General features: G+C 63.1%; 22 protein-coding genes and 4 pseudogenes. 10 read left to right on the forward strand and 16 right to left on the reverse strand.

What is annotated here, in order from left to right:
- Nucleotides 1-253 precede the first annotated feature (253 nt).
- From P0D80_RS42675 to P0D80_RS42700, 6 genes and pseudogenes are all read right to left on the reverse strand, one after another.
- A pseudogene (locus P0D80_RS42675) lies at nt 254-415 on the reverse strand (ammonia-dependent NAD(+) synthetase); the annotation flags it as partial.
- A 69-nt stretch (nt 416-484) separates the two neighbouring features.
- Complete coding sequence (locus P0D80_RS42680; RefSeq protein ID WP_408292846.1) at nt 485-751, reverse strand: hypothetical protein; 267 nt, start codon at nt 749-751, stop codon at nt 485-487.
- A gap of 210 nt (nt 752-961) precedes the next feature.
- Nucleotides 962-1,465, reverse strand: a complete 504-nt coding sequence (locus tag P0D80_RS42685) for a flavin reductase family protein (RefSeq protein ID WP_408292849.1) — start codon at nt 1,463-1,465, stop codon at nt 962-964.
- Nucleotides 1,466-2,256: 791 nt separating this feature from the next.
- Nucleotides 2,257-2,426, reverse strand: a pseudogene (locus tag P0D80_RS42690) (hemerythrin domain-containing protein); the annotation flags it as partial.
- Between the two features lie 681 nt (nt 2,427-3,107).
- Nucleotides 3,108-3,962 (reverse strand): NAD(+) synthase, encoded by an 855-nt coding sequence (gene nadE, locus P0D80_RS42695; protein ID WP_408292852.1) that lies wholly within the window; start codon nt 3,960-3,962, stop codon nt 3,108-3,110.
- Nucleotides 3,959-4,486 carry a CinA family protein gene (locus tag P0D80_RS42700; RefSeq protein ID WP_408292855.1) on the reverse strand — a complete coding sequence of 176 codons (528 nt, stop codon included), beginning with the start codon at nt 4,484-4,486 and terminating at the stop codon, nt 3,959-3,961. Before P0D80_RS42700 ends, nadE begins: the two co-directional genes overlap by 4 nt.
- 313 nt (nt 4,487-4,799) lie before the next feature.
- Here P0D80_RS42700 and P0D80_RS42705 point away from each other — a divergent pair.
- Together P0D80_RS42705 and P0D80_RS42710 are read left to right on the forward strand one after the other, a co-directional pair.
- A pseudogene (locus P0D80_RS42705) lies at nt 4,800-5,012 on the forward strand (alcohol dehydrogenase catalytic domain-containing protein); the annotation flags it as partial.
- Between the two features lie 12 nt (nt 5,013-5,024).
- A pseudogene (locus P0D80_RS42710) lies at nt 5,025-5,159 on the forward strand (Hsp20/alpha crystallin family protein); the annotation flags it as partial.
- A 636-nt stretch (nt 5,160-5,795) separates the two neighbouring features.
- Here the strand turns inward: P0D80_RS42710 and P0D80_RS42715 are convergent.
- The 8 genes from P0D80_RS42715 to P0D80_RS42750 form a co-directional block, all read right to left on the reverse strand.
- The gene (locus P0D80_RS42715; RefSeq protein ID WP_408292858.1) at nt 5,796-6,851 is read right to left on the reverse strand and encodes a UDP-glucuronic acid decarboxylase family protein; all 1,056 of its coding nucleotides are present in this window, start codon (nt 6,849-6,851) and stop codon (nt 5,796-5,798) included.
- 38 nt (nt 6,852-6,889) lie between these two features.
- Entirely contained in the window at nt 6,890-7,846 is a 957-nt protein-coding gene (locus tag P0D80_RS42720; RefSeq protein WP_408292860.1) for a glycosyltransferase family 4 protein, read from the reverse strand.
- On the reverse strand, nt 7,836-8,975 hold the full coding sequence (locus P0D80_RS42725) for a glycosyltransferase family 9 protein (protein WP_408292863.1): 1,140 nt from the start codon (nt 8,973-8,975) through the stop codon (nt 7,836-7,838). Before P0D80_RS42725 ends, P0D80_RS42720 begins: the two co-directional genes overlap by 11 nt.
- Nucleotides 8,972-10,051, reverse strand: a complete 1,080-nt coding sequence (locus P0D80_RS42730; RefSeq protein ID WP_408292866.1) for a glycosyltransferase family 2 protein — start codon at nt 10,049-10,051, stop codon at nt 8,972-8,974. The genes P0D80_RS42725 and P0D80_RS42730 overlap by 4 nt, the downstream gene beginning before the upstream one ends.
- Complete coding sequence (locus P0D80_RS42735) at nt 10,048-11,793, reverse strand: carbamoyltransferase family protein (protein WP_408292869.1); 1,746 nt, start codon at nt 11,791-11,793, stop codon at nt 10,048-10,050. The genes P0D80_RS42730 and P0D80_RS42735 overlap by 4 nt, the downstream gene beginning before the upstream one ends.
- A 23-nt stretch (nt 11,794-11,816) precedes the next feature.
- Nucleotides 11,817-13,061, reverse strand: coding sequence for a lipopolysaccharide heptosyltransferase II (waaF, locus tag P0D80_RS42740; protein ID WP_408292873.1), 1,245 nt, complete (start codon nt 13,059-13,061; stop codon nt 11,817-11,819).
- A complete protein-coding gene (locus P0D80_RS42745) occupies nt 13,058-13,660 on the reverse strand; it encodes a D-glycero-alpha-D-manno-heptose-1,7-bisphosphate 7-phosphatase (protein ID WP_408292876.1) in 603 nt (200 codons plus the stop codon). Before P0D80_RS42745 ends, waaF begins: the two co-directional genes overlap by 4 nt.
- Before the next feature lie 95 nt (nt 13,661-13,755).
- Complete coding sequence (locus tag P0D80_RS42750) at nt 13,756-15,060, reverse strand: glycosyltransferase family 4 protein (protein WP_408292879.1); 1,305 nt, start codon at nt 15,058-15,060, stop codon at nt 13,756-13,758.
- A gap of 1,121 nt (nt 15,061-16,181) precedes the next feature.
- Between P0D80_RS42750 and P0D80_RS42755 the strand changes: the two genes are divergently transcribed.
- Nucleotides 16,182-16,724 carry a DUF4142 domain-containing protein gene (locus tag P0D80_RS42755; protein ID WP_408292881.1) on the forward strand — a complete coding sequence of 181 codons (543 nt, stop codon included), beginning with the start codon at nt 16,182-16,184 and terminating at the stop codon, nt 16,722-16,724.
- A 494-nt stretch (nt 16,725-17,218) separates the two neighbouring features.
- Here the strand turns inward: P0D80_RS42755 and P0D80_RS42760 are convergent, their stop codons facing one another.
- Both P0D80_RS42760 and P0D80_RS42765 read right to left on the reverse strand, forming a co-directional pair.
- Complete coding sequence (locus tag P0D80_RS42760) at nt 17,219-17,509, reverse strand: NUDIX domain-containing protein (RefSeq protein WP_408292885.1); 291 nt, start codon at nt 17,507-17,509, stop codon at nt 17,219-17,221.
- 265 nt (nt 17,510-17,774) lie between these two features.
- Nucleotides 17,775-17,987: a hypothetical protein gene (locus P0D80_RS42765; protein WP_132380374.1), complete on the reverse strand. Its 213-nt coding sequence runs from the start codon at nt 17,985-17,987 to the stop codon at nt 17,775-17,777.
- A gap of 931 nt (nt 17,988-18,918) precedes the next feature.
- Between P0D80_RS42765 and P0D80_RS42770 the strand changes: the two genes are divergently transcribed.
- From P0D80_RS42770 to P0D80_RS42800, 7 genes are all read left to right on the forward strand, one after another.
- A complete protein-coding gene (locus P0D80_RS42770) occupies nt 18,919-19,224 on the forward strand; it encodes a hypothetical protein (protein WP_408292888.1) in 306 nt (101 codons plus the stop codon).
- Nucleotides 19,221-19,418 (forward strand): response regulator transcription factor, encoded by a 198-nt coding sequence (locus P0D80_RS42775; protein ID WP_408292891.1) that lies wholly within the window; start codon nt 19,221-19,223, stop codon nt 19,416-19,418. Before P0D80_RS42770 ends, P0D80_RS42775 begins: the two co-directional genes overlap by 4 nt.
- Before the next feature lie 345 nt (nt 19,419-19,763).
- On the forward strand, nt 19,764-20,258 hold the full coding sequence (locus tag P0D80_RS42780; protein ID WP_165923972.1) for an MgtC/SapB family protein: 495 nt from the start codon (nt 19,764-19,766) through the stop codon (nt 20,256-20,258).
- A gap of 155 nt (nt 20,259-20,413) precedes the next feature.
- Nucleotides 20,414-21,022, forward strand: a complete 609-nt coding sequence (locus P0D80_RS42785) for an Nramp family divalent metal transporter (RefSeq protein WP_408292928.1) — start codon at nt 20,414-20,416, stop codon at nt 21,020-21,022.
- Between the two features lie 560 nt (nt 21,023-21,582).
- Nucleotides 21,583-21,756 (forward strand): hypothetical protein, encoded by a 174-nt coding sequence (locus P0D80_RS42790; protein WP_408292895.1) that lies wholly within the window; start codon nt 21,583-21,585, stop codon nt 21,754-21,756.
- Nucleotides 21,757-22,086: 330 nt separating this feature from the next.
- Nucleotides 22,087-22,266 carry a hypothetical protein gene (locus P0D80_RS42795; protein WP_408292898.1) on the forward strand — a complete coding sequence of 60 codons (180 nt, stop codon included), beginning with the start codon at nt 22,087-22,089 and terminating at the stop codon, nt 22,264-22,266.
- Nucleotides 22,267-22,818: 552 nt separating this feature from the next.
- Nucleotides 22,819-23,685, forward strand: a complete 867-nt coding sequence (locus P0D80_RS42800) for an SDR family oxidoreductase (protein WP_408292901.1) — start codon at nt 22,819-22,821, stop codon at nt 23,683-23,685.
- Nucleotides 23,686-24,038: the final 353 nt, after the last annotated feature.

Consider the following 24,038-nt stretch of genomic DNA (forward strand, 5'->3'; position numbering starts at 1 on the left):
GAGCGACGCGGCAGTACGCGCCGCACGCGGAAGTGGGGGCACACGTACCAACAGTCCTGCCCGTTGACGCCTGACGGCCGGCGTTCGGTTTTGCGCGAGGAACATGCTTCTGTTGGGCGTCGCCCGGTCGACCGTCCGGCGCCCCCGTCGACCTGGCATTGTTGGGCCGGCGCGCGCGGCACTCGTGGCAAGCGCGCGGCTCACTTTGCTCCTGCTGATGACGTGCCCCGCGTGCGCGCAAGCGGTCCGGCGCTTAGGCGCGCGCGGGCGGCAGTGAAACGGGGAGGGCGCGTTTATGCCGGGTAGCCATGTGAAAACGACGGATCGTCGTCAGCACGTCGTCGCTGACTGGTCAGCCGCACAGAAAATCGTCGATCTTTTTGTAGCTGATGCCGTAACTGTCCTCACCGGGTTTGTGGCGTTTACAGATAATCGGTAGGCGGCCACTACCTCCTGGCGTCGCGCGTCGCGCGAAGAGAATGCCTCACTCGACCGCGAGGGGTTCAGATTTTTGCGATCTGCGATTGGCGCCGAAGGAGACAGTGATGCGTACAGAAACGATAGAGCAGCGTATCCGGGCCACCGTACCTTTTTCTTGTCCGCCGCACAGGCCCCCATGAGAAAGATCCACTATTGGAAAGAGGCTCGTGACACCCATCAAGGCGGTCAATAGCGAGCCGACTCCCTCGGAGGCTTTCTTATCGAACGCGACGATTGCCTGCTTCTGTCCATCAATTCCGGCCTCCGCCATGCAGTCTTGTCGAAATTGGTGCTTTTGAGAGGTCTCGTGGAGTAAAGTACCTCGACGTCCGAATGTCTTTGGGTGCTTCCACGCCGTTCGGCGCGTTCGAGTATGTCACCGGCCTGAGCCGGGAGGTCGGCCGCGACTGTAGACGCGCATCTCGCGTGTTCGACTATAGGAGGTTGCCGCAACGCACGGAAAGAATAAACGGCAACGTGGTTAGCAAAACTCCTGCGGATACAGACCCGCGCTCATGTCCAGGTCACCGGTCTGAGCGTATAGCAGCGGGTCCCCGGCCGGGCTGACTATTGCCCCATCGATCACGCGGCCTATCACCAGCCGATGGTCTCCCGCCACGATGTCTCTGACCACCTCGCAGTCGAAGTAAGCCAGCGCGTCGACCAACAGCGGTGCGCCCGTCTTGCCTGGCCGCCACGGTATCGACGCGAGCTTGTCGACCGTGCGCCCCGATTGTGTGCCGAAGTGCACGGCGACCGCCCGTTGTTGCGCGCGCAGCACGCTGATGGCGAATACCCGGCCTCTGCAAAGGAGCCGATAGGACTCGTGCTCCGGATTGATGCTAATAGCGAGAAGCAACGGCGAAAACGAAACCTGCATAATCGAACTCGCAGTAAACGCATTTCGGAGATCACTGTCCGCCACGCCGATGACATACACGCCTGCTGTCAAATGCCGGAAAAGCTTTGCAATGCCGTCACTCATGGTGAGTCCTCTTCTCTCTTTGTTCGAAGCGAGCGGCGCGAACGGTCAGTCCGCTGCCACGAAAGATGGAATGGCGGCATCGAGGCGTACCGGCGGTCGGGTGACGATCTCGCTGTTCGCCTGAGATCGCCGGCAGGATGGCCGACGACGTCCTATCATCTCGCCGCTTTTGGACCGGGGCCAATGTGTGGTGCCGGTCATCCGCGAAGTGCGCAGTTACCGTGCCGCGCGGCCCCATATGCGACTAGCACCTGAAGAAGATATCGCCTCCCCACGGCTCGCGGTCGATGACAACGCTGCGATAGCCTTATTCCTCGCTGCCGAACATCAGGTAGTGCGGCCAACGTGGGTGCAACATCGACCAGTGTAATCGCGACGAAGCCCTAGCGATGACGGCGCCGGTACGGAGAATGCTATCTCTCGCTTACGCCCTCGCATCCCGATGTAGGGAAACCAGCGCCGGAGAGGCGGTGAGCCGACTCCGCTGTGGGGTCGACTATGGGACCGTGTACGATGCGGCAAAGTTTATGGCAATCGTTGTCATTTTTCCAGCGGCAGCTTTGGGTCATGCGCAGAGCGGCGCGATGATCTATCTCGTCGTCGGCGTGGTGATCGGACCCGTCGTATCGCTGTTCGCGATCCGCATTCATCTGCGAGTGTCCGAGCGAGACCGACTGTGGATGCCGCCTCTGCGCCTCTGCGGTCCAGCGATGCTTGTCACCATCGAGCTGATGAGCGGCTTTAATGCTCGCCGACGGCCGCTCGCTCGGCAGGACGTTCTTTCTTGCGGCCTCAAGTTGCGCGTGGATTTCGAGAGCGGCACAGGTCGAATGAACGATTGCCCACTTGTGCCACCAAGGGCCGTCGGCGTGATCGCGATGGAACGCCGCGAGCACATGTATTTGATCCAGCCGGATATCGAGGCGATGGGCCGAGGCATCGAGGAAGCGGTATCAGGCATTAGAGTTCTCCAGAGTGCCCGGTGTAATGAAGACGCCGAAAGATCAGTCCGCAGGCGGACGCGGAAAGGCGCCTTGTGCCGAATACCTGGGCCACTAGTCGAGGTGACGCCCCGTTCGCGATGGCGCGTACAGCGAAAAGCGCCGCAATGTACTCGTCGTGGCGCAGCCTATCGGGCTATGCCACGCTTCGTGTCCGATCGCAGAATGGAAGCTTGCCGCCGGCGCAAGCTCTCGTAGCGATCGTCATTTTCCGGTGTCTTGCGTGGGCAATCGTCTCGCCTGAGGGGATGTTGTTAGCCCAGCAAGCCGTATACCCGCCAGTCGGTGCCAGCGGGACTTCAAGATAGAGCTCCAGCCGCGCAATGCAATACCACCGCGGACTAGGAACGCCGGGACGACCTCTGCACAATAACCTCCGTCCTGCCATAAGACGGGCAGTGCCGCGTGACCTTCAGGCGCGGAGAGAGAGCGAGGGCCGTTCGAGCTATGAACCTCTAACTCCCGCCGGGTCATCTGTATAAGTGCCGAAGCGAATCAATGCGGTGCCGTATGGACATCGGCGCTGTTGCGGATGCGCCTGACTCCGGCAAAGCGTTCCCACAACGGTGCCCACGCCGCGCCCCATCGTGCTCAACGGGGCGGCACCGGCGGCGAGCGATGCCCGCACGCCGGTCCATCGATCACGGCCTTGTGGAAATCAATGAGACCGGAAGGGCGCGCTTGTGACGGGTCGCCGTGTAAAAGCGATGAATCGTGGTGAAAACTTCGTCGCTCACCGGTTTCCCTTCGAGGAAGTCGTCGATGTTTTCGTAGCTGATGCCATAGCTGTCCTCGTCCGGCTTTTGCGGCGTCAGAGATTCGAGGTCTGCCGTCGGCACCTTATAGGCGAGGCGGGTTGCCGCGCCCAGTGCCTGTGCTAATGCCCGCACCCGCCGCTTTGTGAGACCGGCGAGAGGCAGGATGTCCGCACCGCCGTCGCCGTATTTCGTGAAGAAGCCCATCAGCGACTCTGCCGCATGATCGGTGCCGATCACGACGCCCACCCGCGCCCCGGCGATCGCGTATTGCGCGACCATTCGTTGCCGGGCCTTGATGTTGCCGAGCACGAAGTCTTCCTGAAAGTCGTCGACGTATTGAACATTGCCGCGCTTGAGGGAGATTAGCATTGCATCCGACGGATCCCTGATATTGACCGTGAACGTCTCGTCCGGACGGACGAACTCGAGCGCAAGCGCGGCTTCTTCCTCGTCGCGCTGGCTGCCGTAGGGAAGGCGGACAGCCGCGAACTTCGCCTCATAGCCGCGTGCGCGAAGGCGCTCGACCGCAAGCTGCGCGAGACGGCCCGCGGTGGACGAATCCACGCCGCCGCTGATGCCGAGAACGTACGTGCGAAGCCCCTGCGAAATAAGATAGTCGCAAAGGAAAGTGATGCGCTGTTCCCGCTCCATGTCGACGTCGAAATCGTGCGCAACGCCGAGTTCGCGAATGACGGCCTGTTGCCAGGCATTTCTCTCGGTAGAAGGTGGCAGGGTCATGGCGAAGTCCTCTGAGATTGTTCCCGTTGCGCGCGCGGGAGTTGATCGAAGTAACACTCGATGCGTGAAAGCGCATACAGTGCGGCCGCCGAACGCACGTCGTTTCTGTTGCCCGGAAACAGCCGTGTTTCAGTGAACGTGAGTAGCTCGCCGTTGCGGGTCCGGAACGACCATGCGAAGCACTGCGTACTTGCCGGCGGACCGCCAGGCGCGGCGTCCGCGAGACCCGTGTTGGACACGGCCACATCGGCACAGCAGCCTTCCTGGCGAAGCGCGCCTTCCGCCATCTCGCGGGCGACTTCTTCGCTCGTCACGCCGGACCGTTCCATCGTCTTTCTCCTGACGCCGAGGAAGCCGGCTTTGCCCGAGGGCGAGTAGCTCACGAAGCCGACATCGAGGCATGCGCCGCTGCCCGGAGCGCTCGCGAGGCTGGAGGCGATCTGGCCACCCGTGCAGGATTCGGCTGTCGCCAGTTTCAGGCCTCGAGATGTCAGGAAAGACACGGCTTGCATGGGAATATTCATGGCTTGTCTCCAGCAGTGACACGTAATGGGATTAGCAAGGACCGATCCGCGTGCGCCGCACAGCAGCACGCTGCGGTTTGCACTGCTGCGCCTCCGTTGGGAACACCGGGAAAGTGCGGCGGCCGGTTGCCTACGTAGTGGGCTGGCCCGCGGCACACACGTTGCTCCATACCGACCGCTGTCACCGGGTTAGCAACACGCCGTGTCAGCACTTCCGATCCTTGCGCGCCACCCAGGTGTACCGGCGCAGACGCTTTGAGACCGTCATTCCCGTTTGCCCGTTCGACGGGTCGGCTCACATTTGGAGCACGAAATGAGAGCTCTTTGCTGGCACGACAAGAAGGACGTCCGCGTCGATCATGTCCCGGACCCAACTATCGAGCATCCGCGAGATGCCATCCTCACGGTATCGAGCTGTGCGATCTGTGGGTCGGATCTGCACCTGTTTGACGGATTCATGCCGGGTATGAAATCGGGCGACATCCTGGGACATGAGTTCATGGGCGAAGTGATGGAGGTCGGCAGATAACAGGCGTCTGCGCGCGCGTTCTCGCTGAGCCCGGATTTCGACACATCGAAGATCGATGCGAATCTGCAGGACGGCGTGCTGAAGCTGACGATTCCGCGTCGCGACGAAGCACGGCCGCGACGGATCGAGGTGCAGACGAACTGAGCCCGCAAAGACCGGCAACGATGACAGGAGAAAAACCGGTGGCGGCTGCGAGGTCGCCAATGAATGGGAGTAGCTCGGGTCGTTAGCTCAGTTGGTTGAGCATATAGACGGCCGGAAGCGAAGAGGTCGAGCGCGACCAGTTCTTCTTCTCCACCCGTGAAAAGGCGCGGCTCGTATCCGCCGACGGCGCGGAACACATCAGTGCGGAAAACGCACGCGCCCGCGATGTAGCCCGTCAGCGGTGGGCCAGCTAGATCACGGCTCGCCAGCGGGCTGTTGCGGATACGAACACCTGTTCATCCAGTTCCAGCGACTCGCCGACCAGCACCCGGGCGCTCAGCACCGCGACGCGCGGCGAGGCGCCGAGCAGACGAACCGCGAGCGCCCGGGTGCCGGCCTCCCACCACGTATCGTCGTCGCGGAAGGACGCATAGTCCGTCGATATGCAGGCGACAGCCTGATTGCGGCCCTGCGGCGCCTAAATTCGACTGGCATTGCACGACGCGTACTCCCGGCAACCCCGCCTCGATCAGCGCGACGGTATCGTCGCTGGATGCATTGTCGGCAACTATCACGCCGGGCTGCTCCGGCACGCAAGGGAGGCGCGACAGGCTGTGCATCACTTCCGTCGCGCGGTTACGCGTGAGGACCACAACCGAGATGCGATGCGCGAGTGACCGGCCCCGGTGATAAGCGTTCATCTTCATTGAAAGCCTCGCGGTGTGTCTCGCCTGACAACAAGCCCTCCATCCGTGCGCGAAAATAATGTGCAGTCTCGAGCAAGCCGTCGCCGAGCGAAGTTCGCGGCTGCCAGTCGAGCAACTCGCGCGCCCGGGAGATATCCGGCTGGCGATGCCACGGATCGTCAGTCGGCAGCGGATGCAATTCAATCGGCGACGCTGAGCCTGTGATCGTGACGATGCGCCGCGCGATCTCGCCCATCGTGACCTCATGAGGATTGCCGAGATTGACCGGGCCGCCCGGATCGTCGTCGACATTCATCAAACGGATAACTGCGTCGATCATATCGTCCACATAGCAGAACGAGCGGGTTTGCGAACCGTCGCCATAGAGCGTTAGCGGCTCGCCGCGCAGCGCCTGCACCATGAAGTTCGACACTACGCGGCCGTCCGCGGGATGCATGCGGGGGCCATACGTGTTAAAAATGCGCGCAATCCGGATTGACAGGCCGTGTTGACGCCGGTAATCCATGAACAGAGTCTCAGCGCAGCGCTTGCCTTCGTCATAGCAGGAACGCGGGCCGATGGGATTCACATGACCCCAGTAGTCTTCAGTCTGTGGATGTACCAGCGCGTCGCCATACACTTCACTCGTCGACGCCTGGAAGATTTTCGCCTTCACGCGCTTAGCGAGCCCGAGCATGTTGATCGCGCCGTGCACGCTGGTCTTGGTGGTCTGCACCGGATCGTGCTGATAGTGAATCGGCGAAGCGGGGCACGCGAGGTTATAGATTTCGTCGACTTCCACGTATAACGGAAAGGTCACATCGTGACGCATCAATTCGAAGTTCGCGCAGTCCAGCAGCGGTGCGATGTTGTCCTTGGTACCGGTGTAGAAGTTGTCGACGCACAGCACGTCGTGCCCTTGCATGACAAGGCGTTCGCACAGGTGCGAGCCGAGGAAGCCCGCGCCGCCCGTGACCAGAATCCGTTTGCGGGTGAGTTCTTTCATGATGCGTCGTCCTTGGATCGTGGCGGTTCAGATTGGATTCATGCGGTGACATGCAGTAACGTCTCGTGCCAGTCCCGCGTAAACCGGTCGATATTGAAGCGCTTCAGCGCGGTGCACCGTGCGCCCGCGCCGAGGCGTCGCGCTTCAGCGGGATCGCGCAACAGTACGCTCATTGCGTCCACCAGCGCGTCCACGTCGGTATGTACGAAACCGTTTTCGCCATTGCGGATCACGGTGGCCAGTTCGGTGGTTGCAAGACCGACGATCGGCATGCCGATCGTCATCGCCTCGGCGATCGCGAGACCGAGACTGGTCCAGCGAATCGGATTAAAAAAGAAGCGATAGCGCGAGGTGAAGGCCGCGAGATCGAGGTTTCCGATTTCGCCGATCCCGCCGAGCCGCTGCGCATCCATTCCGACCAGGTCGAGCGGCACGCGGGTGCGCGTTTCGGCAAAGACGTCCGCGCCGAGCCGTCGCCCGCGCTGCGCGAGGTGATTCACTACCACGATGCCGCGCTCAAGTTCGCCGCTGTAGCGTACGCCCTCGGGCACTACCACGCCGTGTTCGATCACCCGCGTCGGCGTGACGCCGCAATCCCACATCAACTGGTTGAAATGCGTGACGTGCACCATCAGCGTGTTCGGATCGTCGACCCAATGCCGTTGCTGGAACGGATTGTCCTGGGGCGGATCGTGCTCGATATAGACGCGCGGCAGACGCTGTTGCTCTCCGCTCAACACCTGCTCGCGGTCATGTTCCCAGTGAGTCCTATGCTGATACAGGATCACGTCGAACTGCCAATCGGGGACCTCGTCGATACCGATCTCGTGCACGTTGTCGCCCCACGGCAGCACGCCAACCATGCCCGCATAGCCGGGCGGATGGCCGGGTTTCGTGACCAGATAGAAGTCGTGCGGCGCGTGGGTCAGGTAGTACAGATAGTTGCCGCGCACGTGCCAGGTCAGCACGCGCAGACGGCCGCAATTACGCAGCATGATGCTGCTCCTCGAAAGTTTCCGGGTCCGCAGATGCATGCAGCGCGCTCGGCGCGCCGGGATGCGCCCCGCTGTCCTGCGCGAGTTGCGCGCGCGCGGTCTGGACCACCTGCTCCACATTGACATTCAGCGCGCATGGATGACCATAAGGGCAGTCGCGGAACGTGCATGGCCGGCACGCGGGATAGTCGGCAAGCACGCGATGCCGTGCGTGGTCCAGCGGCGCCCAGCGTCGGGTGTCGCTGCCGGACGCGATTACCACCGATGCGGTGGCCGTGGCGGCGGCAATGTGCGAGATGCCCGTGTCGTTGCAGACCACCAGTCGTGCACGCGCGACGAGCGCGGCCAGTCCGCCGAGCGACGTGGCGCCGGCCAGAGGCAGCGCGGGCGCGGTCATTACGCCGCGCACGGCGCCGGTCAACGGCGCCTCGGCGGCGGTGCCAGTGATGGCGATCTGCCAGCCGTCGGCGGCCAGGCGGTCGGCCACACCGGCAAACCGTCCGGCAGGCCAGCGACGCGACGGCAATTGCGCGCCAGGGTGGATCAGCACGAGCCGCTGCGCTTCGATACCATGCTCGGCCACCAGCGCGGCGTACTCCTCGCCGTCGCGCGCGCCCAGCGGGAACCACAACTGCCGGTCCATTACAGGCGCGCCGAGCGCATTCATCAGCGCGAGGTAGCGTTCGGACTCCGGCAACCCGTCCGGCCAGCCGATAAAAGCGCCGCGCCGTGCCGCCTCGTGCGGCTGCACGAAGCCTGCGTTGGCCCGTGCGCGGAATTCAAGCAGCAGATCATTCGCGATGCCGCCGCTGCCATGCAACTGGATTGCGAGGTCGAAACGCCGCGAGCGCATCCGCGCAAAAAACGCGGGGAGGCCGGCGTCGGATTCGCGCTGTTCGGGAAAGCCAACCGCGCCGGGAAACACAATCAGCTCGTCGACGAGATCTGCGTAACGCTCAACGAACGCTTGCGCCCACGGCAAGCCGATCAACGCGATGTGCGCCTGCGGCGCCGCCTGCCGCAACGCTCGCAGCGCGGGCACGGCGCACAGCATGTCGCCGAGTTGTAGCGCGCGAAAGATGACGATGCGGCGCGGCGCGAGCGTCGCCAGAAACGGAACTGCATTCATAGAAAGAACACCTTGAAACGGACGGCGCCGTAGAGTCGCCAGAAGATGGAAAGGAATGGAACTGGAATCGAGGTCCACGCCATCTCGGCGATATGACGCCAGCTTCGATCGCGGCCGCGCAAGCGCATCACACAGAAGTACGCTGTCAGCACGAACCACGCGACGGCGCCGCCAGACGCGAGGGATGCGTTGCCGGCGGCCCCGCCCATCAGCGCGGCCAATGCGGCGCACAGAATCGCGTAATAGAGCAGCGGCGGCCGCGCGCGAATTCGTTTTCTGAACAATTCGGGATGTTTTCTATAAAGCAGCGCATCAAACTGGCTCTTGCGCTGCTGGGCGATGCTTACGCCCCAGCGCGCGGGCCGCACCGGATGCACGACTACCGCATCGCTTGCGCGCACGATCTTGGCGCGTGCGCGCATGAGCGTGAATTGCAGATCGGAGTCCTCGCGCCACGCGGAGGTGAAGCGTTCGTCGAAGCCGCCGGTCATACTGAGAAAGCTACGGGCGACAAACGCATTCGCGGTGGCGAACTCGGCACGTTCCAGGCCACTCGCGTCCGCTTCGTAATCGGTCGGCAATGGCGGCAGCGGCACAAGGATCGTTCCAGCGGCGGCCGCAGCGTCTTGCGCGAGCGCCGCGACGCCGGCGCGCAGCCAGTGCGGGTCGGGTAGAGTGTCGTCGTCGGTGAAAGCGATCAGCGGCGAGCGCGCGAGCCGCCAGCCCACGTTTCGTGCGCCGGCCGGGCCCTGCGTGCGCGTGACGGGTACGTAGCGCACCGTCAGTCCCCGCGCCGCCTGGGCCTCTGCAAGATGCTCGGCGCACGTGCGCGCGGCTTCGTCCGGACCGTCGTCGCAGACCACGATCTCGTAGCGGTCCGCCGGAAAATCCTGCTGGCACAGCGCGTCAAGACACGCGGCGAGCAGCGCCGGCCGACGATAGGTCGGCACGACCACGCTGATGTCCAGATGTGAGTGCAGCGCACCGGCACTGCCGGGGACAATCGGCTCAGCGGCGCCGCGCGGACTGCCGAAGTCGCCGCGCAGATCGACCGGAGCGGACGCGGATGAACTCATGCGCGTACTCCTGCTTTCTCGACGAGGAACGGGCCGATTACGAGGGCGTCGAGCGGCGAGGTCCAGAACGATTCGACCGCATCGCGCGGGGAGTTCACCATCGGCTCTCCGCGCGTGTTGAACGACGTGTTCACGAGAATTGGTACGCCGGTGCGTCGCATGAACGCGGCCAGCAGGTCATAGTAGAGCGGATGCTGCGTGCGGTTGACGGTTTGCACGCGCGCTGTACCGTCCACGTGGCGCACGGCTGGAATGCGGTCGGCCTTGTCGGCGCGGACGTCAAAAACGAATAGCATGAACGGCGCGGCCCGGCCACCGACGAACCAGTCGCTCGCATGTTCTTCCATCACCACCGGCGCAACCGGGCGGAAGTCCTCACGATCCTTGATCTCGTTGAGCTTGGCCTGCATGTGCGGATCGATCGGCGACGCGAGGATCGAACGCGCACCGAGCGCACGCGGCCCGAACTCCGTGCGGCCCTGATACCAGCCGATCACTTTGCCGTTGGCGAGCAGATCGGCGGTTTCCCCGGGGATGTCGGCAACCTTGCGGTACGGCACTTTCGACCAGCGCAGGAACTGTTCGATCTCCGCTTCGCCATATTCCGGACCGAGGTATGCGTGATCCATGATCCAGCGACGCCGGCGGTCGCCGCGTGCGCTGCGCTCGCGGTAATCGATCCATAGCGCCGCGCCGAGCGCGGTGCCCGCATCGCCGGCGGCGGGTTGAACCCAGATGTCGTCGAATGGGCCGGCGTCGCGCAACTTCGAATTCATCACGCAGTTCAGCGCGACGCCGCCGGCCATGCTGAGGGTGTTGAGCCCGGTTTGCCGATGCAGCCAGCCGGCCAGTTGCAGCACGGTTTCTTCGAGCACGCGCTGCAGTGAATGCGCGATATCGAAGTGGCGCTGTTCAAGCGGACCGCCACGCTCGCGCGGCGGTCCGAACCGCGCGGTCAGACGCGGTGCCTCGACGGTGTAGCTGCCGTCATTGCGATAGCGAACGATCTCGCGAAATACATCGACGTATTGGGGCTTGCCGTATGACGCGAGCGCCATTACCTTGTACTCGTCTGAGGAATGCAGGAAGCCGAGCCAGTCGGTGACGGCTTCATAGAGCAGCCCGAGGGAATGCGGCAGTTCGACCTGCTTGAGCCGCGCATACTCGCCGCCGACGAACTGTCCCATGCTAGTCGTCACGCCTTCGCCACGGCCGTCCATGGTCAGCACGGCGGTGTCGTCGAACGGCGCCGCGAGGAACGCGCTTGCTTCGTGGGCAAGATGATGTTCGACGAAGTGCCATTCGAAGCCGTGCTCGCGGTCCACCCCCTGAAAACGCTTGCGCAGATGATGCGGCGCGCCGTCGAGCAATTGCCCTTTCGCGTTCGCGATGTAGCTCAGGAACAGCGGGTCCCATGGGGATGCGGACGGGTCCGTCAGTCGTGTATTGGCGGGATGGAACGGTAGCTCAATGGTGGTGCCCGCACGGCCCGGCATGCCGCCGAATAGCGCGGGGTCGTACGAATAGGCCACGTGGTCGATGTCGGCAAGGGTGATGCTGGCGGCCTTCAGACAGTAGTCGATCGCATCGAAGGGCAACTGCCAGGTCGAAAACGGCACCGGGCGTTTCGCATGTTTGACGTGCGTGAAGCGTTCGTCTTCCGCGGCGGCGAGGACCACGCCGTCGCGCAGCAAGGCTGCGGCGCTGTCGTGATAGACGGCATTGATTCCGAGTGTGTACATGGGCGTTCGCAATGAAAGAGGGGTCAGGGAACCAGCGGTTCGTCGGCAAGCGGCGGCGCGTCGGTATGGCGGGCGTTGCTATTCGCGTCAGGGTTCGGGGCGGCCTCGGCCATCGGCATGGCGGCACGCAATTCGAGCGCGGCTTGCACGACCTCGCCAGGCGCAACGCCGAGCAGACACGCGTGATGCTGTTGCGGACACACGCTGCGATAACACCAGCGGCATTCGACATCGCGAAACAGCACGCGATACGGCGTTTGCCACGGCGTATGCTGCGGATTGGTCAGCGCGTACAGGTCGACAACGGGAGCGCCCAACGCGGAAGCCAGATGCACTGGCCCGCTGTTGTTGGAAATGAGCACGCTCGCGCGTTCGATCAACGCGCCGAGTTCGCCGAGCGTCAGCATGCCGCTGAGATCGTGCAGTCGCGTGCGAGCGCCTGGCGCGGCGGCGCGGATCACCGCCTCGACCAGCGGCCGTTCGCTGGAACTGCCGGTAATCAGTAACGGTGCGCCGGTCTCACGCGCGAGCAGGGTGGCGACTTCGCCGAAACGCTCGGGCGGATAGCGGCGCGACGCTGCGGTCGCTCCGGGATGCAGCACGATCCATTCGGCCGCGCGATCCACGCCGCGCGCCGACAATTTCGCGCCGAGCGTGCGCCGGTCGGCCTCATGCACACGGAAGCGCATGCGCGTGTCGGGCGAGTGTGCGCCCACCTGGCGCACGAGATCGAGCTGGCGTTCCGCCTCATGACGCGTGCGTTGCTGGGGTTCCGGTTCGCGCAACCAGTCGGTCAGCAACGCATAGGGGTTTTCACGGCAATGCGCGAGACGGCGCGGGATGCCGGCCAGATAGCAGAGCATCGCAGCCGGCAGCGCGCTTTGGCTGTATACCGTGAAAATCACGGCGGCGTCGAAACCGTTGCGGCGCAGACGCTCCTGCATCCGGTGATCCTCGGCCAGCGTGCGCACAGCGCTCGACCCAGGCGCCACCCAGGGCGCGTCGTATTCGATCAGGTCGTCGACATCGTCGAGAAAAGGCGCGAGCGCCGCACCGCTGCGCGACGCAAGCAGCGTGATATGACGATTCGCAGCGGACTCTTGCAATGCGTGCAGCGCGGGCGTGGTCATCAGCACGTCGCCGAGATTGTCGAGCCGCACGCACAGAATGCGCCTGACGTCGTCGCCCCAACGCGTCAGCGGAGATGCTTCCAGCGGCACCCGCGCGTGAGCGAGCGTCGGCTGCGCAATTAGCAACGGGGCGTTCATCGCGGGGCTTGCGCATAAAGCGGCGTGGTGGGGGTGCCGCCGTCATGGAGAACGACGATCTGCGCGGCTTCGTGCAAATTGGCGGCGCGCGCGAACGGCACGCGCAACGCGCCTTCGATCCACTCGGTCTCGTGGCCGTTGTCGAGCAGCACGGTGCGGCAGCCGGCACGGTTGCCGGCTTCGACGTCGTCGAGAATATCGCCGATAAACCAGCTGTGCGCGAGATCGATCTGGTGGGCACGCGCTGCGCGCAGCAACAGGCCGGCCCCGGGCTTGCGGCAATCGCAGCCGACATCGTACGGCGGAACTTTGCCATCCGGATGATGCGGGCACCAGTACGCGCCGCTCAAGGTCGCGCCGCACCCGGCGAGCAGATGATGCAATTGCGCTTCGACATCCTTCAGCGCCGAGCGCGCGAAGAGGCCCAATGCCACGCCTGGCTGATTGCTGATGACGAACAGCGCGAACGGCGACGCGCCCAGCAGCGCCAGTGCGTCGCGCGCGCCCGGGGCCAGGCGCATCAACGCGGGATCGATGTTGTACGGCACGTCGTCGAGCAGTGTGCCGTCCTTGTCGAGAAATACAGCGGGTCGCAGCATGATGAGCGTCCATGCGAAAAAATGTGAGTGGTGCCGAGGTGGTGTGCCACTGCCGCGGCATCACGCGATGTCTGTCTCTGCGTGCGCCCGCAGCGTTAGCCGGACGACGCTCCCGCCGCGGCGCGCCTCGGCATCTCGCTCTGCCCGACGACGGTTTCCGTCGGCACCGGGTGTGGCGCCCGCGCGACGCGCGCATAGATCTGCGCGAGCGACTCGCCCACACCGCGCCAGGTGAATTCCGCATGCGCGCGAGCGAGACCCGCTTCGCCCATCCGGCGCGCCAGCTCGGGGTTACGCCGCAACTGATCCAGACACACGGCGAGCGCGACCGGATCGCGCGGCGGCACCAGAAAGCCCGTGACGCCATCGGCCACCGAATAACTAATCCCGCCCACGTCGGCGCCGATCACCGGCGCGCCGCAAGCCATTGCCTCGACCGGTGTAATGCCGAAGGGCTCGTACCACGGCGTCGTCACGAACACATCGGCGGCGCTATAGAAGTAGCGCAATTGCGCACGGCCGCGTCGCCCGACGAACGTGGTTTGTCCCTCCACGCCACACTCGCTGGCGATGCTGCGCAAGCGTGCGATTTCTGGTGTAGCGAGTTCGTTCGGCACGTCGGAGTTGCCGCCCACAACATAAAGTCTCGCGGACGCGCGGAAAGCCTGCTTCAGAACGCTCACGCCCCGTACCACGTTGTCGATCCCTTTGCGTGGAACGAGCCGGCCGAGTTGCAGCACGATGAATTCGTCGCGCTTCCAGCCGAGCGCTTCGCGTGCGACGGCGCGCCCGATGGGCCAGAACTCGTCGGCGTCGAAACCACACGGGACGATCCGGATGCGCGCAGGGTCGGCATGGTAGTGCTCGATCAGGTCGGCTTCGTCCTGCGGACACTCGGCGACGATGACGTCCGACAGCGCAACGAGGTCGTCTTCGATCGCGAAGCGTTCGTCCGGAAAGCCGTCGCTCGTGCCCTGATGAATCCGGCGCAGCCGGCCGAGCGCATGGAAGGTGGTGACGAGCGGAATGCCGAGTGCCGCCTTCACCTTCAACGCGGCGAGACCGGACATGAAGAAGTTCGCGTGCATCACGTCATACCTCGCACTTTCTCGGCGAAAGAATTCGATGAGGAATGCTGCGAACTCATCCATGAATGGCAGCAGCTGTTCCTTCGGCAGTTGCATCGGCGGACCGGCAGGCACATGGATCACTCGCACGCCGTCCATGTCGGAGATGAGCGGCAGCAGCGCGCGGTCCCGCCGCGTGAACACGTCGACCTGATGGCCGGCTTCGAGCAGCTGGCGCGCGACGTTTGCCACGTAGATGTTCTGTCCACCGCTATCGACTCCGCCAGCAAGTGCGAGCGGCGAAGCGTGTTCACTGATAAGAGCGATTTTCATCGATACCTTCCGCAGTGTGGTGAATGGCGGACGTTGAGCGAAGTCGGCTTCCCGGGACAGGCTGTGCGAAATCTGCCCGGTCGCGGCTTACCGCGGGCCGCAGCATGCGGTGTGCCAAACGGCAACAGAACGGACGCGGGGACAACGTAAATGCTTTTGCCGCGACGACCTAAGCGCTGTGGCGAACCCCGGTCTCGTGTTCGAAGCGCTGTGGCAGTCCCTGTTTTTACAAGTGGGACGTGTAACTTTGGCAAGGAAAAGCACTCAGCACTACGGGTGCTACGGACGCGTTGGCGGACAAAGGCTAAATACGCAGTACTAATGACTAGCTGCACGCAGCCATTCGCGCGTGACCGGGGATCTGACTGCGTTATATCTGCTGATCGCGGACCTGTGCCGTCACGAGATCGCGCAGGCAAGTCAAGGGCAGTGCATCGCGTGGAGGGTGGATCGTCACAACAATCACGCGTGGGTCAGCGTGCCGGGGATGGGCGACAAGCCGGCGCAGCCATTGACTGTGCGTGGGATGGAGACGGCGCTGACGCGACTGCCGCCAGCCTTACGCCAGTGCCGATGCATGGGCCGCTCGCATATGTCCCGATGCTGCCGCTGCGTCCGGTCGCTGATTCCGACCGGCATGCAGCGCGCGACCCGCCTATAGAGCGTCCTGACGGCGCGAGGTCGCTCGAAGGTCAGTCAGTGATGGTCGTCGACGATCAGGAGGAAACGCGAGACGTGACCGATGCCGTGCGGAGCTCGCGCGGTGCGCCTGTGCACCTCGCGTCTTCGTGCGCCGAGGCGTTGAATGGCTTTCCCTGGCGGGCCTGAAATGGCCGCACGTGTCGTTGTGCGACAGTGTGCTCGCCGACGAAGATGGCTACGAAGACGTTTTGCCGCGACTGCGAGCGCAGCGTGCAGTCGTTCAGCCGTTTCCCTCGGAAGATACAAGCACGATGTCGCACTCGCATTGAGCTTCAGCATGGACGGCCGGGGAAAGCAGACGCCGCGCGGGGTACCAAGCTTGCGCCTCACCGACCCGGCATGGTGGTTGCTGCGGCCCGGTAGATGCAATGAGCCTTCGGCCGTCATAACCCACTCAACATATTCAAGGAAGGTTACGCATGAAACGGATTACACTTCTCGCCGCCGCAGGTGCTTCTTTTTGGCTCTTTTCACCTGTGGTCAACGCACAGACCCAAGCCGCCTCCACTACTGAAGCGAATCCCCTGCCTCGGATGGACAAGGACTTCGTTCAGGCCGCCAGCATGTCGTCGTCGACTGAAATCGACGCAGCGAAGCTCGCGACCAGCAAGTCCACCGACAAGGATGTGAAGTCGTTTGCTCGTCACATGATGGTGGACCATACCAAGCTGACCATGCAACTGAAGATGGCTGCACCGCACGGCGTCGAGGTGCCGAAAGACAATTCGGACACCAGCATTCTTGACACATTGAAGCAATTGAATGGGAAGGAATTCGATCAGGCTTACATACAGAAGGTGGGCTTGGAAGGTCATCAGTCGGCCATCGCGGTGTTCGAAAAAGAGATATCGGACGGACAAAACGCCGACCTGAAAAAAGCGGCGCAAAAGGCGCTCCCGACGATCAAGGAACATTACAAAATGGCGCAAGATCTCGCGGCGAAAAAGGGCGTGGCCCAGTAATCGGCTCGCGACGCGGCGAGCACGCCATCCCCGAAAAGCGTGTCTGCCGCGGTTGCGGTTGCGGTTGCGGCTGCGCGTGCGCCAGGCGAGGCCAGCACAGCGTACGCGCCGCTCACGGCAGTGATCCGCGCTTTCGCGCTAGATCCGGACCTTGATGATCGTGACAACCGTTGTCCCCGTGCCTGCGGGGGCCTACTTTGCGGGCCGGTGTTGGCCCGTTCCCGACTGGTTGCATGGGGACGCCTCGCGCGGACCGTCATGACGCCCTGTATCGTTTTCGGATTCGCGTCGATAATCGGCGTGCAGCGCTAATTGCCCGTTGCTGGCCGTTCTTACCGCGTATGCCTCAGGGGATGCGGGTGGCCGGTCATGCCGCCGACGTCACGACATCGTCGTCCGCCATAAGAACGCTTGCCATCCCGAACCATTCCCGAGCCCCAACTTGTCATCCGGCATGGCACGCTGTCGGAAATTCACGTGCCGCTTGACTTCCTTCAGTCTGGCCCAGCGGCACCGAGCAATTTCGTTGCCGGGCGACGGCTCGGCCCGTCTGGGAGATCGGCGACAACGACGAAGTGCTGGGTGCGCGCCCCGCGAAACTGGAATGCATACCGTACGCTGACAGCGGGCAGACCCGTTTCTTCCCTTAACTCACGGAAGGCCGTGCGCGACAGAGGCTCGTCGGTCTCCGGTCGGCCGCCAGGCATTGCCCAACGGCCGCGCTCCTTAGCGACGAGCAGCAGCCGTCCCTTTCTGCTACACGCTACGGTGGCCCGTTGTTTCATGGTCGGTTCCTGGGAAATATCGACGGGCGAGCATGGCCCGTGCCGCGATCGTGCGACTCTGGATGAGAGAGTGCTCCTGGCGTGTGTCTGCCGGGTCGCTCCGCTGCGCCTCTTTCAGTGCATCGCAGGACAAGGTATCGACACCGCTATCCCGCAGCGGGCGCGCGGGATGGAGCGACGGGACTCGCCACCGTCTGGCGGGTCGTTCGCGAGCTTCCTTGCCGTTGCGGCTGTGTGGGGAGGCGCCTAGAATCCCGCCCACGCGTTAATGCTCGTCGACCCAGGCAACAGCACGCTCTCGTGCGAGAGCCATTGCTTCATGTTCATCAACAAACGCCAGATGAAATTCCATCTCGTGCACGTCTTCCGCGGCAAGGCCATCACCCTGCTGCCTGTAAATACGGGCGTAGCCGACGATGTCTCCATCGACCAGGCTAGCCGATACATGGATTGTGTATCCGCGATATTGACTTTGCATGGCGCGCATTCCGGAAAGTAGAACCTTCGTAGCAGTGATCGTGCCGCGGAAGCGGACCGACCATGCTGTTCAGAGGCGACTATGCGAAAGTCCCTTGCCACGATCGCGTCAGTGCCCGAAAGGGGCGCGTGCTCGTCCCGCAGTCCTGATGCGAGTCCGGTCGTGCTGATGTACATCGCGTGCATAACGCCCCCGGGAACGCCGCGGAAACGCGCGAGATCATCGTGTCCAGATGCTCGCGCTGTGGGCATGCTGAAATCATCGGCTGGCGGGGGAAGGGGAACTGCTGGCAGCCGAATCTGCATTCGCTGCCCCCCCTGCTTTGTCGCCGGGTTTGCAGCCGGCGGAAATGGCCAAGGCAAACACCATGATGGCGCCCGTCAGGATTCGCGTGTAGAAAGTCGGGGGCATTGTCGTCTCTCGTCAAGTTTCATAGCATCGGTCTGCGCCTGCGTCGCTGCGCATAACAATATGGCTCCCTTCATCGAGCTAATCTTTTCGCAGCGACCCTGGTCGCCAATGGGCGCGGTAATGGGCGGGCATGCGCATCCGCTGCTGGTTCCACTCTGCTGGTTCCAGTCTGGGATAGCACGTAGCACGCCTGGAACCCATGCGCCGCGCCGTGCTTTGCAGACGTGGAGTGTCTGGTGGTGGACAGGGTGCTGATTGCATGACCGTTCAAGCGGCTTACGCGCAGCGGGGGTCGTGCGGTCATGCGCAGAACGAAAGAAGCAGCGCAACTGTCCAGATCGCTAACTGGCAGGCTAGCATGCCACGATTAAGCGTTTTCATCCTGCGTTCCCTCGAAAATGCTGACTGAGCGCCACCAGCCACATGGCCGACTCGCGTGTAAACAATCCATGCAGCGCGGCGGTGGGTCGTGCCAGCCCTGGACGGCTCTATTCACAGCGGACTCCTTGAGCAGCGCAGGATGGCCGCCCCTGAAGGAATTACGACCCGTACACGTGAAAATTACAACGTCTGGTTCGCAGTAGGCCGATGCGGCAAGGGGCCGTGGCTCAGATTCAGGCGATGGGCGAATGACCGCCCGAATGACGAGATGGATCATCGCGCTATCGGCAGCAAACGCCGGCTGAGCTCGCGCGCCAGCGCGAATGAAGCGTTGCAACTCACGGGCCTGCGGGGACTGGACGGCTTCCCTGGTCGACTGACTCCGGTCAAAGCTGTCGGCATGCGCGTGCCGATGGCTGGCAACGAAGGGTTAGGGACCAAATGAAAACCATCCTCGACGACGACCCGTTCATCGCGAAGTCCTGGACACGCATTGTTCGTCTGGCGGCATATCGGGTCATAATCGCTGGCAATGGCAGCGAGGGATTTGCCGCTGCAAGGGCTGAGGTCGATGCCCACTGTGGACGGCGTCGAGTTCTGTCGTCAGCTCAAGCGGGAAACACGTCATTGCGCATCTGAAGCGACAGTATCGTACTGTACCGATGTTCTCCCTTTATCCTGCGACCAACTGGAGCGCCCTTACTCTGACGTTGGGACCCGGGAAGGAGGGGCGACGTCCGCCAGTGTCGCGATTGTTGAATACACTGAATGTCGTGTAGAAACGGCAGGAGTGCCCGAACATGAAAGCTGGCTGGCACCGAAGACTGAGAGCAAGCGAGCACTATAGAGCCGGGAGCGGTCTAGTTCCGCATTTGCCACCGGCTTCAGGGCCCGTGGAGACGTATTGGTCGGCAGTCAGGGAAGCAGTCCGTGATGGCGCACTCGCGGTCGACTGTCTAAATAGGTTGCAGAAGGGTAACGGTCATGCTGCCTGAGCCAGTTTTCCGTGAAGTATTGCTGCGAATGGTCGTCGCAGTGCTTGTTGGCTGCGTGGTGGGCGTGGACCGCAATCTCCGCGGCAAACCCACCGGGGTGAAAACCTTGGGTCTGGTTGCGCTCGGCGCTTGCCTTGTAACCATGGCGGGCGCAGGGTTTGCCGTAAGCGGAGTGGGGATTGATGCGAATGCCGCTCGCGCCATTCAGGGCATCGTTACTGGTGTTGGATTCCTCGGTGCCGGCGTTATCGTTCAGACCGGCGGCGAAGAGAAAATTCGTGGGCTTACGACCGCGGCGTCCATATGGGTAACGGCGGCTCTGGGCATCGTCTGCGGTATAGGTGCATGGTCTATTGCGCTCACAGCCACCGTGCTTCTGGTCCTGCTGCTAATCCTTGGTCGTCCGGTCGAGCGCGCGCTGCATCGGCGCTGGTTGAAACTGCCACAACAAGACCGCGATATCATTACGCGGCACGAGGAATAGCGGCCGGGCGCATTCCCGGCCGGTATCGTCTCCCGGGACCCTTCCCGACCCAACTCGATCCAGTAGAGCAATCACATGTCCAACGATAGAGAACTGCCCGTGTCACGGTTCGCCTGGAGGTTCTCGAGGCCGGGCGACGAGTTCGAGCGAAGCTTATCGCCGGCGTGCTTATCACCGCGTTCGACGCCTATCTGCTGCTGCTCCTGATGAACAAGGGCTTCCGCTTTCTCGAAGCCTTCGTTATCGCGCTGCTGCTCGTGATCGCGGTGTGCTTTGCGGTGCAGATCGTCGCGGCGGCGCCGCCGGTCATGGCCGTGCTGCGGGGCTTCGTGCCCTCGCCGGAAATCGTGACCAACCGCGAGATGCTCTATGTCGCAATCGGCATCATCGGCGCGACGGTTATGCCGCACAACCTGTATCTGCACTCGTCGGTCGTGCAGACCCGGGCATACGCGCGCAACGATGAGGGACGGCGCGATGCGATCAGATGGGCCACGACGGACAGCACCATTGCGCTCATGCTCGCGCTCTTCATCAACGCGGCGATCCTGATGGTCGCAGCGAGCGTGTTTCATGGTACCGGCCACACGGACGTCGCCGAAATCGGTGAGGCCTACAGGCTTCTTTCGCCGTTGCTCGGGCTCGGCATTGCATCGACGCTGTTCGCGCTTGCACTGCTCGCCTCGGGGCTTAATTCGACCGTGACGGCGACGCTCGCGGGGCAGATTGTCATGGAGGGCGTTCTCAGGCTTCGCATGCCCTAATGGGCGCGTCGGCTGGTCACACGCGGCATCGCAATCGTGCCGGTCGTGGTCGTCGCCGTGCCCTTCTCGCCGTAGAGAGCGCGCGAAGGGTCGGCGGGCTGTCCATGGGAAGTATAACGTTCGGGGAACGGGTCCGCGCGAAGGCGTATGCGCTTTGCGAGGCTGACGGCAGCATGGAGGGTCGCCGATGAGTATTGGCAGAGGGCTCACCGCCTTGTCGAGGAAGAGAGCGCAGGCGGCGACAGTGCTGATGCAACGCAGGATGCGGCGTAATGCGACGATGGGCCGGCGTGAACTACATTGTCCCGTTTCAGCGCGGTCAGGGGGCGAGATTTCAGTCGTTAAGCAGGCCGCAGGAACCGGTCAAATCAAGGCAGTGGACAGGAACGCCTGGATCGCGAGGGTCCTGTCGGCGTCGACAGTGACATGGCTGTGGCTAAGCGGACGCGCGCGTCTCACCGATGCAGACAGGGCGACACGGCATTTGCGGACGGCTTTTTGTTCGTTGGGTACGGTAGTTGCGCGCTAGACGCTGCATTCCGCAACGAGAGGAGAGTTCGATGATCTCAGATCTGCCCGGCAGTCAAATTGACCTTCCTGATGACCAGCCAGACGGGGGAAAGCGGACACCTGATAACCCTCCCGAAGCCGGCACACCATCCCCCGACAGCGCCGCCGAAGAAGAAAAGATCCTTGATGAAGGTGAAACGCAACCGCCCACGAATCAAAAATGACTGGCACGGCGCCGCCCCGAGCCGGCCCATGTACTGAGCCTGCACCGCCGAACGCCATTGAATGATCTATGCCCGACGCTTCGGCGCGTTTCACCCGGCCACTACTATCGGCGGTTGACAGGCACGTCCGATGCGCAAACTAGAAGAGAGCGTCGCGGTTTGCCTACGGGCCGCGCCGCAGCGGCATGCACCTGCCTGCCGAACTCAAGAGCCGTACCCAAGCCGAATCCGATGCGAAGTCAGGTGAGCGTGCGTGCGAAGCGCGCGAGCCAAAGCTGATGCGAGCCGCGGTGTACAGCATCCATGGACGCTAAAGCGAAGGAGAGAATCATGCAAGACGTCAATCAGGGTGGCGATCCGATGAATCCGGGTGACGAAGCGCCAGCCGACGCACCCGGCACGGGCGAAGACTTATGCCGCGCGTGCCACGGCACCGGCAAAATAGAAGGGGAGCAGTGCAAGGCGTGCGGGGGCACCGGCAAAGTGCAACAAGGTATCGGAGGCGGTTGAGACCTCGCGTGAACTGACAGCCTCGCAGGGCAATACGGACACGTGATCACGAGCTTCGGCGGAGGCTGTCGCCGCCATCTGACCGAAAAGGCAGCGCGGGTGCCGTTACGTCTCGCTATTTCGATGCGGCCACTGTTACCTGATGTTCCCTTGGCCGATTTCGCCCTACGGCGAGTCCCGGCTTCACTCTGACGCGCGCATAAAGGAACCCGCGACTCTTTGCTGGTGTTTTCTGGCCAGTCGTGCGAATTATGCAGTACTCGATGTGCGCAGGCGCGCGAGGAGGTTAGGACCGGGAAACGTTCTGGATCACGGATCGCCCCGGCACAGACAATAATGAATTATGAAGCTGCGGCGGCCGTTCCATTGAAGCAGCAGGCGATGTCTCAGCGCGCCGACGCCAGCGGGGGCGCGCAAATCACCGTATCCAGAATGCTTCAGCCCCTGTGAACGCTTCGGCCAGCGCCCCGGGCCCAGGGGTTGCTCGTCTATGCGTTTGCAGCGCTACGTGAACGTAGATCGGCGCAATGGACCCCTCACCAGGAGATCGTCATGACTGAGACCGAACGTCCCACACCGCCTATGTCGGCGCAGCAGCAGAACCAGACACCCGGTCGCACCGCCGACATGACGCCCAGGCCGGATCACGGCGAATACTCATACAAGGGGTTTGGCCGTCTCGCCGGCAAGGCGGCGATTGTCACTGGCGGCGACAGCGGCATCGGCCGGGCCGTCGCTATCGCGTTTGCGCGTGAAGGAGCCGACGTATTGATAGCCTACCTGGATGAAGACGACGATGCACGCGAAACCGCGCGGTGGGTCGAGGAAACTGGACGCAAAGCGGTGCTGTTGCGCGGCGATATCAGGAGCCGCGAGCACTGCAACGAGATCGTGGAACGCGCGGTCGAGGCGTTTGGGCGGCTCGACGTGCTCGTGAACAACGCCGCGTACCAGATGACCTATCCGTCGCTCGACGCAATCACCGACGAGGAGTGGGACAAGACTTTCGATACCAACATCGGCGCAATGTTCAGGATTACGCGGGCCGCGGTGAGGCACATGAAGCAGGGCGGTGCGATTCTGAACACGTCGTCGATAAATGCGGATCACCCGAACCCCGGGTTGATCGCTTATGCGACCACAAAGGGCGCGATACAGAACTTCACGGGCGGTCTTGCGCAGTTGCTTGCGGAAAAGGGTATTCGCGCGAACTGCGTGGCCCCGGGGCCGATCTGGACACCGCTGATTCCGTCGACGATGCCGCCGGAAAAGGTCGAGAAGTTCGGCCAGCAGGTGCCGATGAAGCGGCCTGGACAGCCGGCAGAACTGGCGGCTGTTTACGTGATGCTCGCGTCGGATGAAGCCAGCTATGTCTCGGGCGCGACGATCGCGGTAACGGGCGGTGCGCCAATCATCTAGCCGCGGGCCGCGATCACGCGAGTCGAGGCCCGCGCGGCGGTGCCATAATGGTGCCAGTTACCGGGTACTCGTTGCTGCTCATACCGCGCACAAACCGCGTGATCCGCACGAAGCGGCGAGAGGGAGTCGCGGCCGGCCCTGCCGTTGACGCGGCTTCGTACGCCTGAGCTGCTTACTTCCCGACGCCCGCGGGTCGCATGCCGGACGCTCACCCGGATTCGGCGTGGTTTCACTGGCGCAAGTGGGAAACCCTTCGGTTGCGATCACTCACCTGGTTCCGGGGAGAGGGCGTCGGCGGACGGGCGGAGTGACGCCTCCGGCGCCCGGCTCGCCCGCAGGCGCGAGGCTGCGGG

It is taken from the genome of Paraburkholderia sp. RL17-373-BIF-A, from assembly GCF_046030175.1.
Classification (GTDB): domain Bacteria; phylum Pseudomonadota; class Gammaproteobacteria; order Burkholderiales; family Burkholderiaceae; genus Paraburkholderia.

Bases quoted from the DNA above. Each gene is read 5' to 3' on its own strand.
- P0D80_RS42735 (WP_408292869.1), bottom strand. From the start codon at position 11,793: ATGTACACACTCGGAATCAATGCCGTCTATCACGACAGCGCCGCAGCC.
- P0D80_RS42790 (WP_408292895.1), top strand. From the start codon at position 21,583: ATGATCTCAGATCTGCCCGGCAGTCAAATTGACCTTCCTGATGACCAG.
- P0D80_RS42780 (WP_165923972.1), top strand. From the start codon at position 19,764: ATGCTGCCTGAGCCAGTTTTCCGTGAAGTATTGCTGCGAATGGTCGTC.
- P0D80_RS42765 (WP_132380374.1), bottom strand. From the start codon at position 17,987: ATGCAAAGTCAATATCGCGGATACACAATCCATGTATCGGCTAGCCTG.
- P0D80_RS42795 (WP_408292898.1), top strand. From the start codon at position 22,087: ATGCAAGACGTCAATCAGGGTGGCGATCCGATGAATCCGGGTGACGAA.
- P0D80_RS42715 (WP_408292858.1), bottom strand. From the start codon at position 6,851: ATGAAAGAACTCACCCGCAAACGGATTCTGGTCACGGGCGGCGCGGGC.
- P0D80_RS42760 (WP_408292885.1), bottom strand. From the start codon at position 17,509: ATGAAACAACGGGCCACCGTAGCGTGTAGCAGAAAGGGACGGCTGCTG.
- P0D80_RS42700 (WP_408292855.1), bottom strand. From the start codon at position 4,486: ATGAATATTCCCATGCAAGCCGTGTCTTTCCTGACATCTCGAGGCCTG.
- P0D80_RS42685 (WP_408292849.1), bottom strand. From the start codon at position 1,465: ATGAGTGACGGCATTGCAAAGCTTTTCCGGCATTTGACAGCAGGCGTG.
- waaF (WP_408292873.1), bottom strand. From the start codon at position 13,061: ATGAACGCCCCGTTGCTAATTGCGCAGCCGACGCTCGCTCACGCGCGG.
- P0D80_RS42720 (WP_408292860.1), bottom strand. From the start codon at position 7,846: ATGCTGCGTAATTGCGGCCGTCTGCGCGTGCTGACCTGGCACGTGCGC.
- nadE (WP_408292852.1), bottom strand. From the start codon at position 3,962: ATGACCCTGCCACCTTCTACCGAGAGAAATGCCTGGCAACAGGCCGTC.
- P0D80_RS42775 (WP_408292891.1), top strand. From the start codon at position 19,221: ATGAAAACCATCCTCGACGACGACCCGTTCATCGCGAAGTCCTGGACA.
- P0D80_RS42755 (WP_408292881.1), top strand. From the start codon at position 16,182: ATGAAACGGATTACACTTCTCGCCGCCGCAGGTGCTTCTTTTTGGCTC.
- P0D80_RS42800 (WP_408292901.1), top strand. From the start codon at position 22,819: ATGACTGAGACCGAACGTCCCACACCGCCTATGTCGGCGCAGCAGCAG.
- P0D80_RS42745 (WP_408292876.1), bottom strand. From the start codon at position 13,660: ATGCTGCGACCCGCTGTATTTCTCGACAAGGACGGCACACTGCTCGAC.
- P0D80_RS42725 (WP_408292863.1), bottom strand. From the start codon at position 8,975: ATGAATGCAGTTCCGTTTCTGGCGACGCTCGCGCCGCGCCGCATCGTC.
- P0D80_RS42680 (WP_408292846.1), bottom strand. From the start codon at position 751: ATGGCGGAGGCCGGAATTGATGGACAGAAGCAGGCAATCGTCGCGTTC.
- P0D80_RS42730 (WP_408292866.1), bottom strand. From the start codon at position 10,051: ATGAGTTCATCCGCGTCCGCTCCGGTCGATCTGCGCGGCGACTTCGGC.
- P0D80_RS42750 (WP_408292879.1), bottom strand. From the start codon at position 15,060: ATGAAAATCGCTCTTATCAGTGAACACGCTTCGCCGCTCGCACTTGCT.
- P0D80_RS42770 (WP_408292888.1), top strand. From the start codon at position 18,919: ATGGCCGCCCCTGAAGGAATTACGACCCGTACACGTGAAAATTACAAC.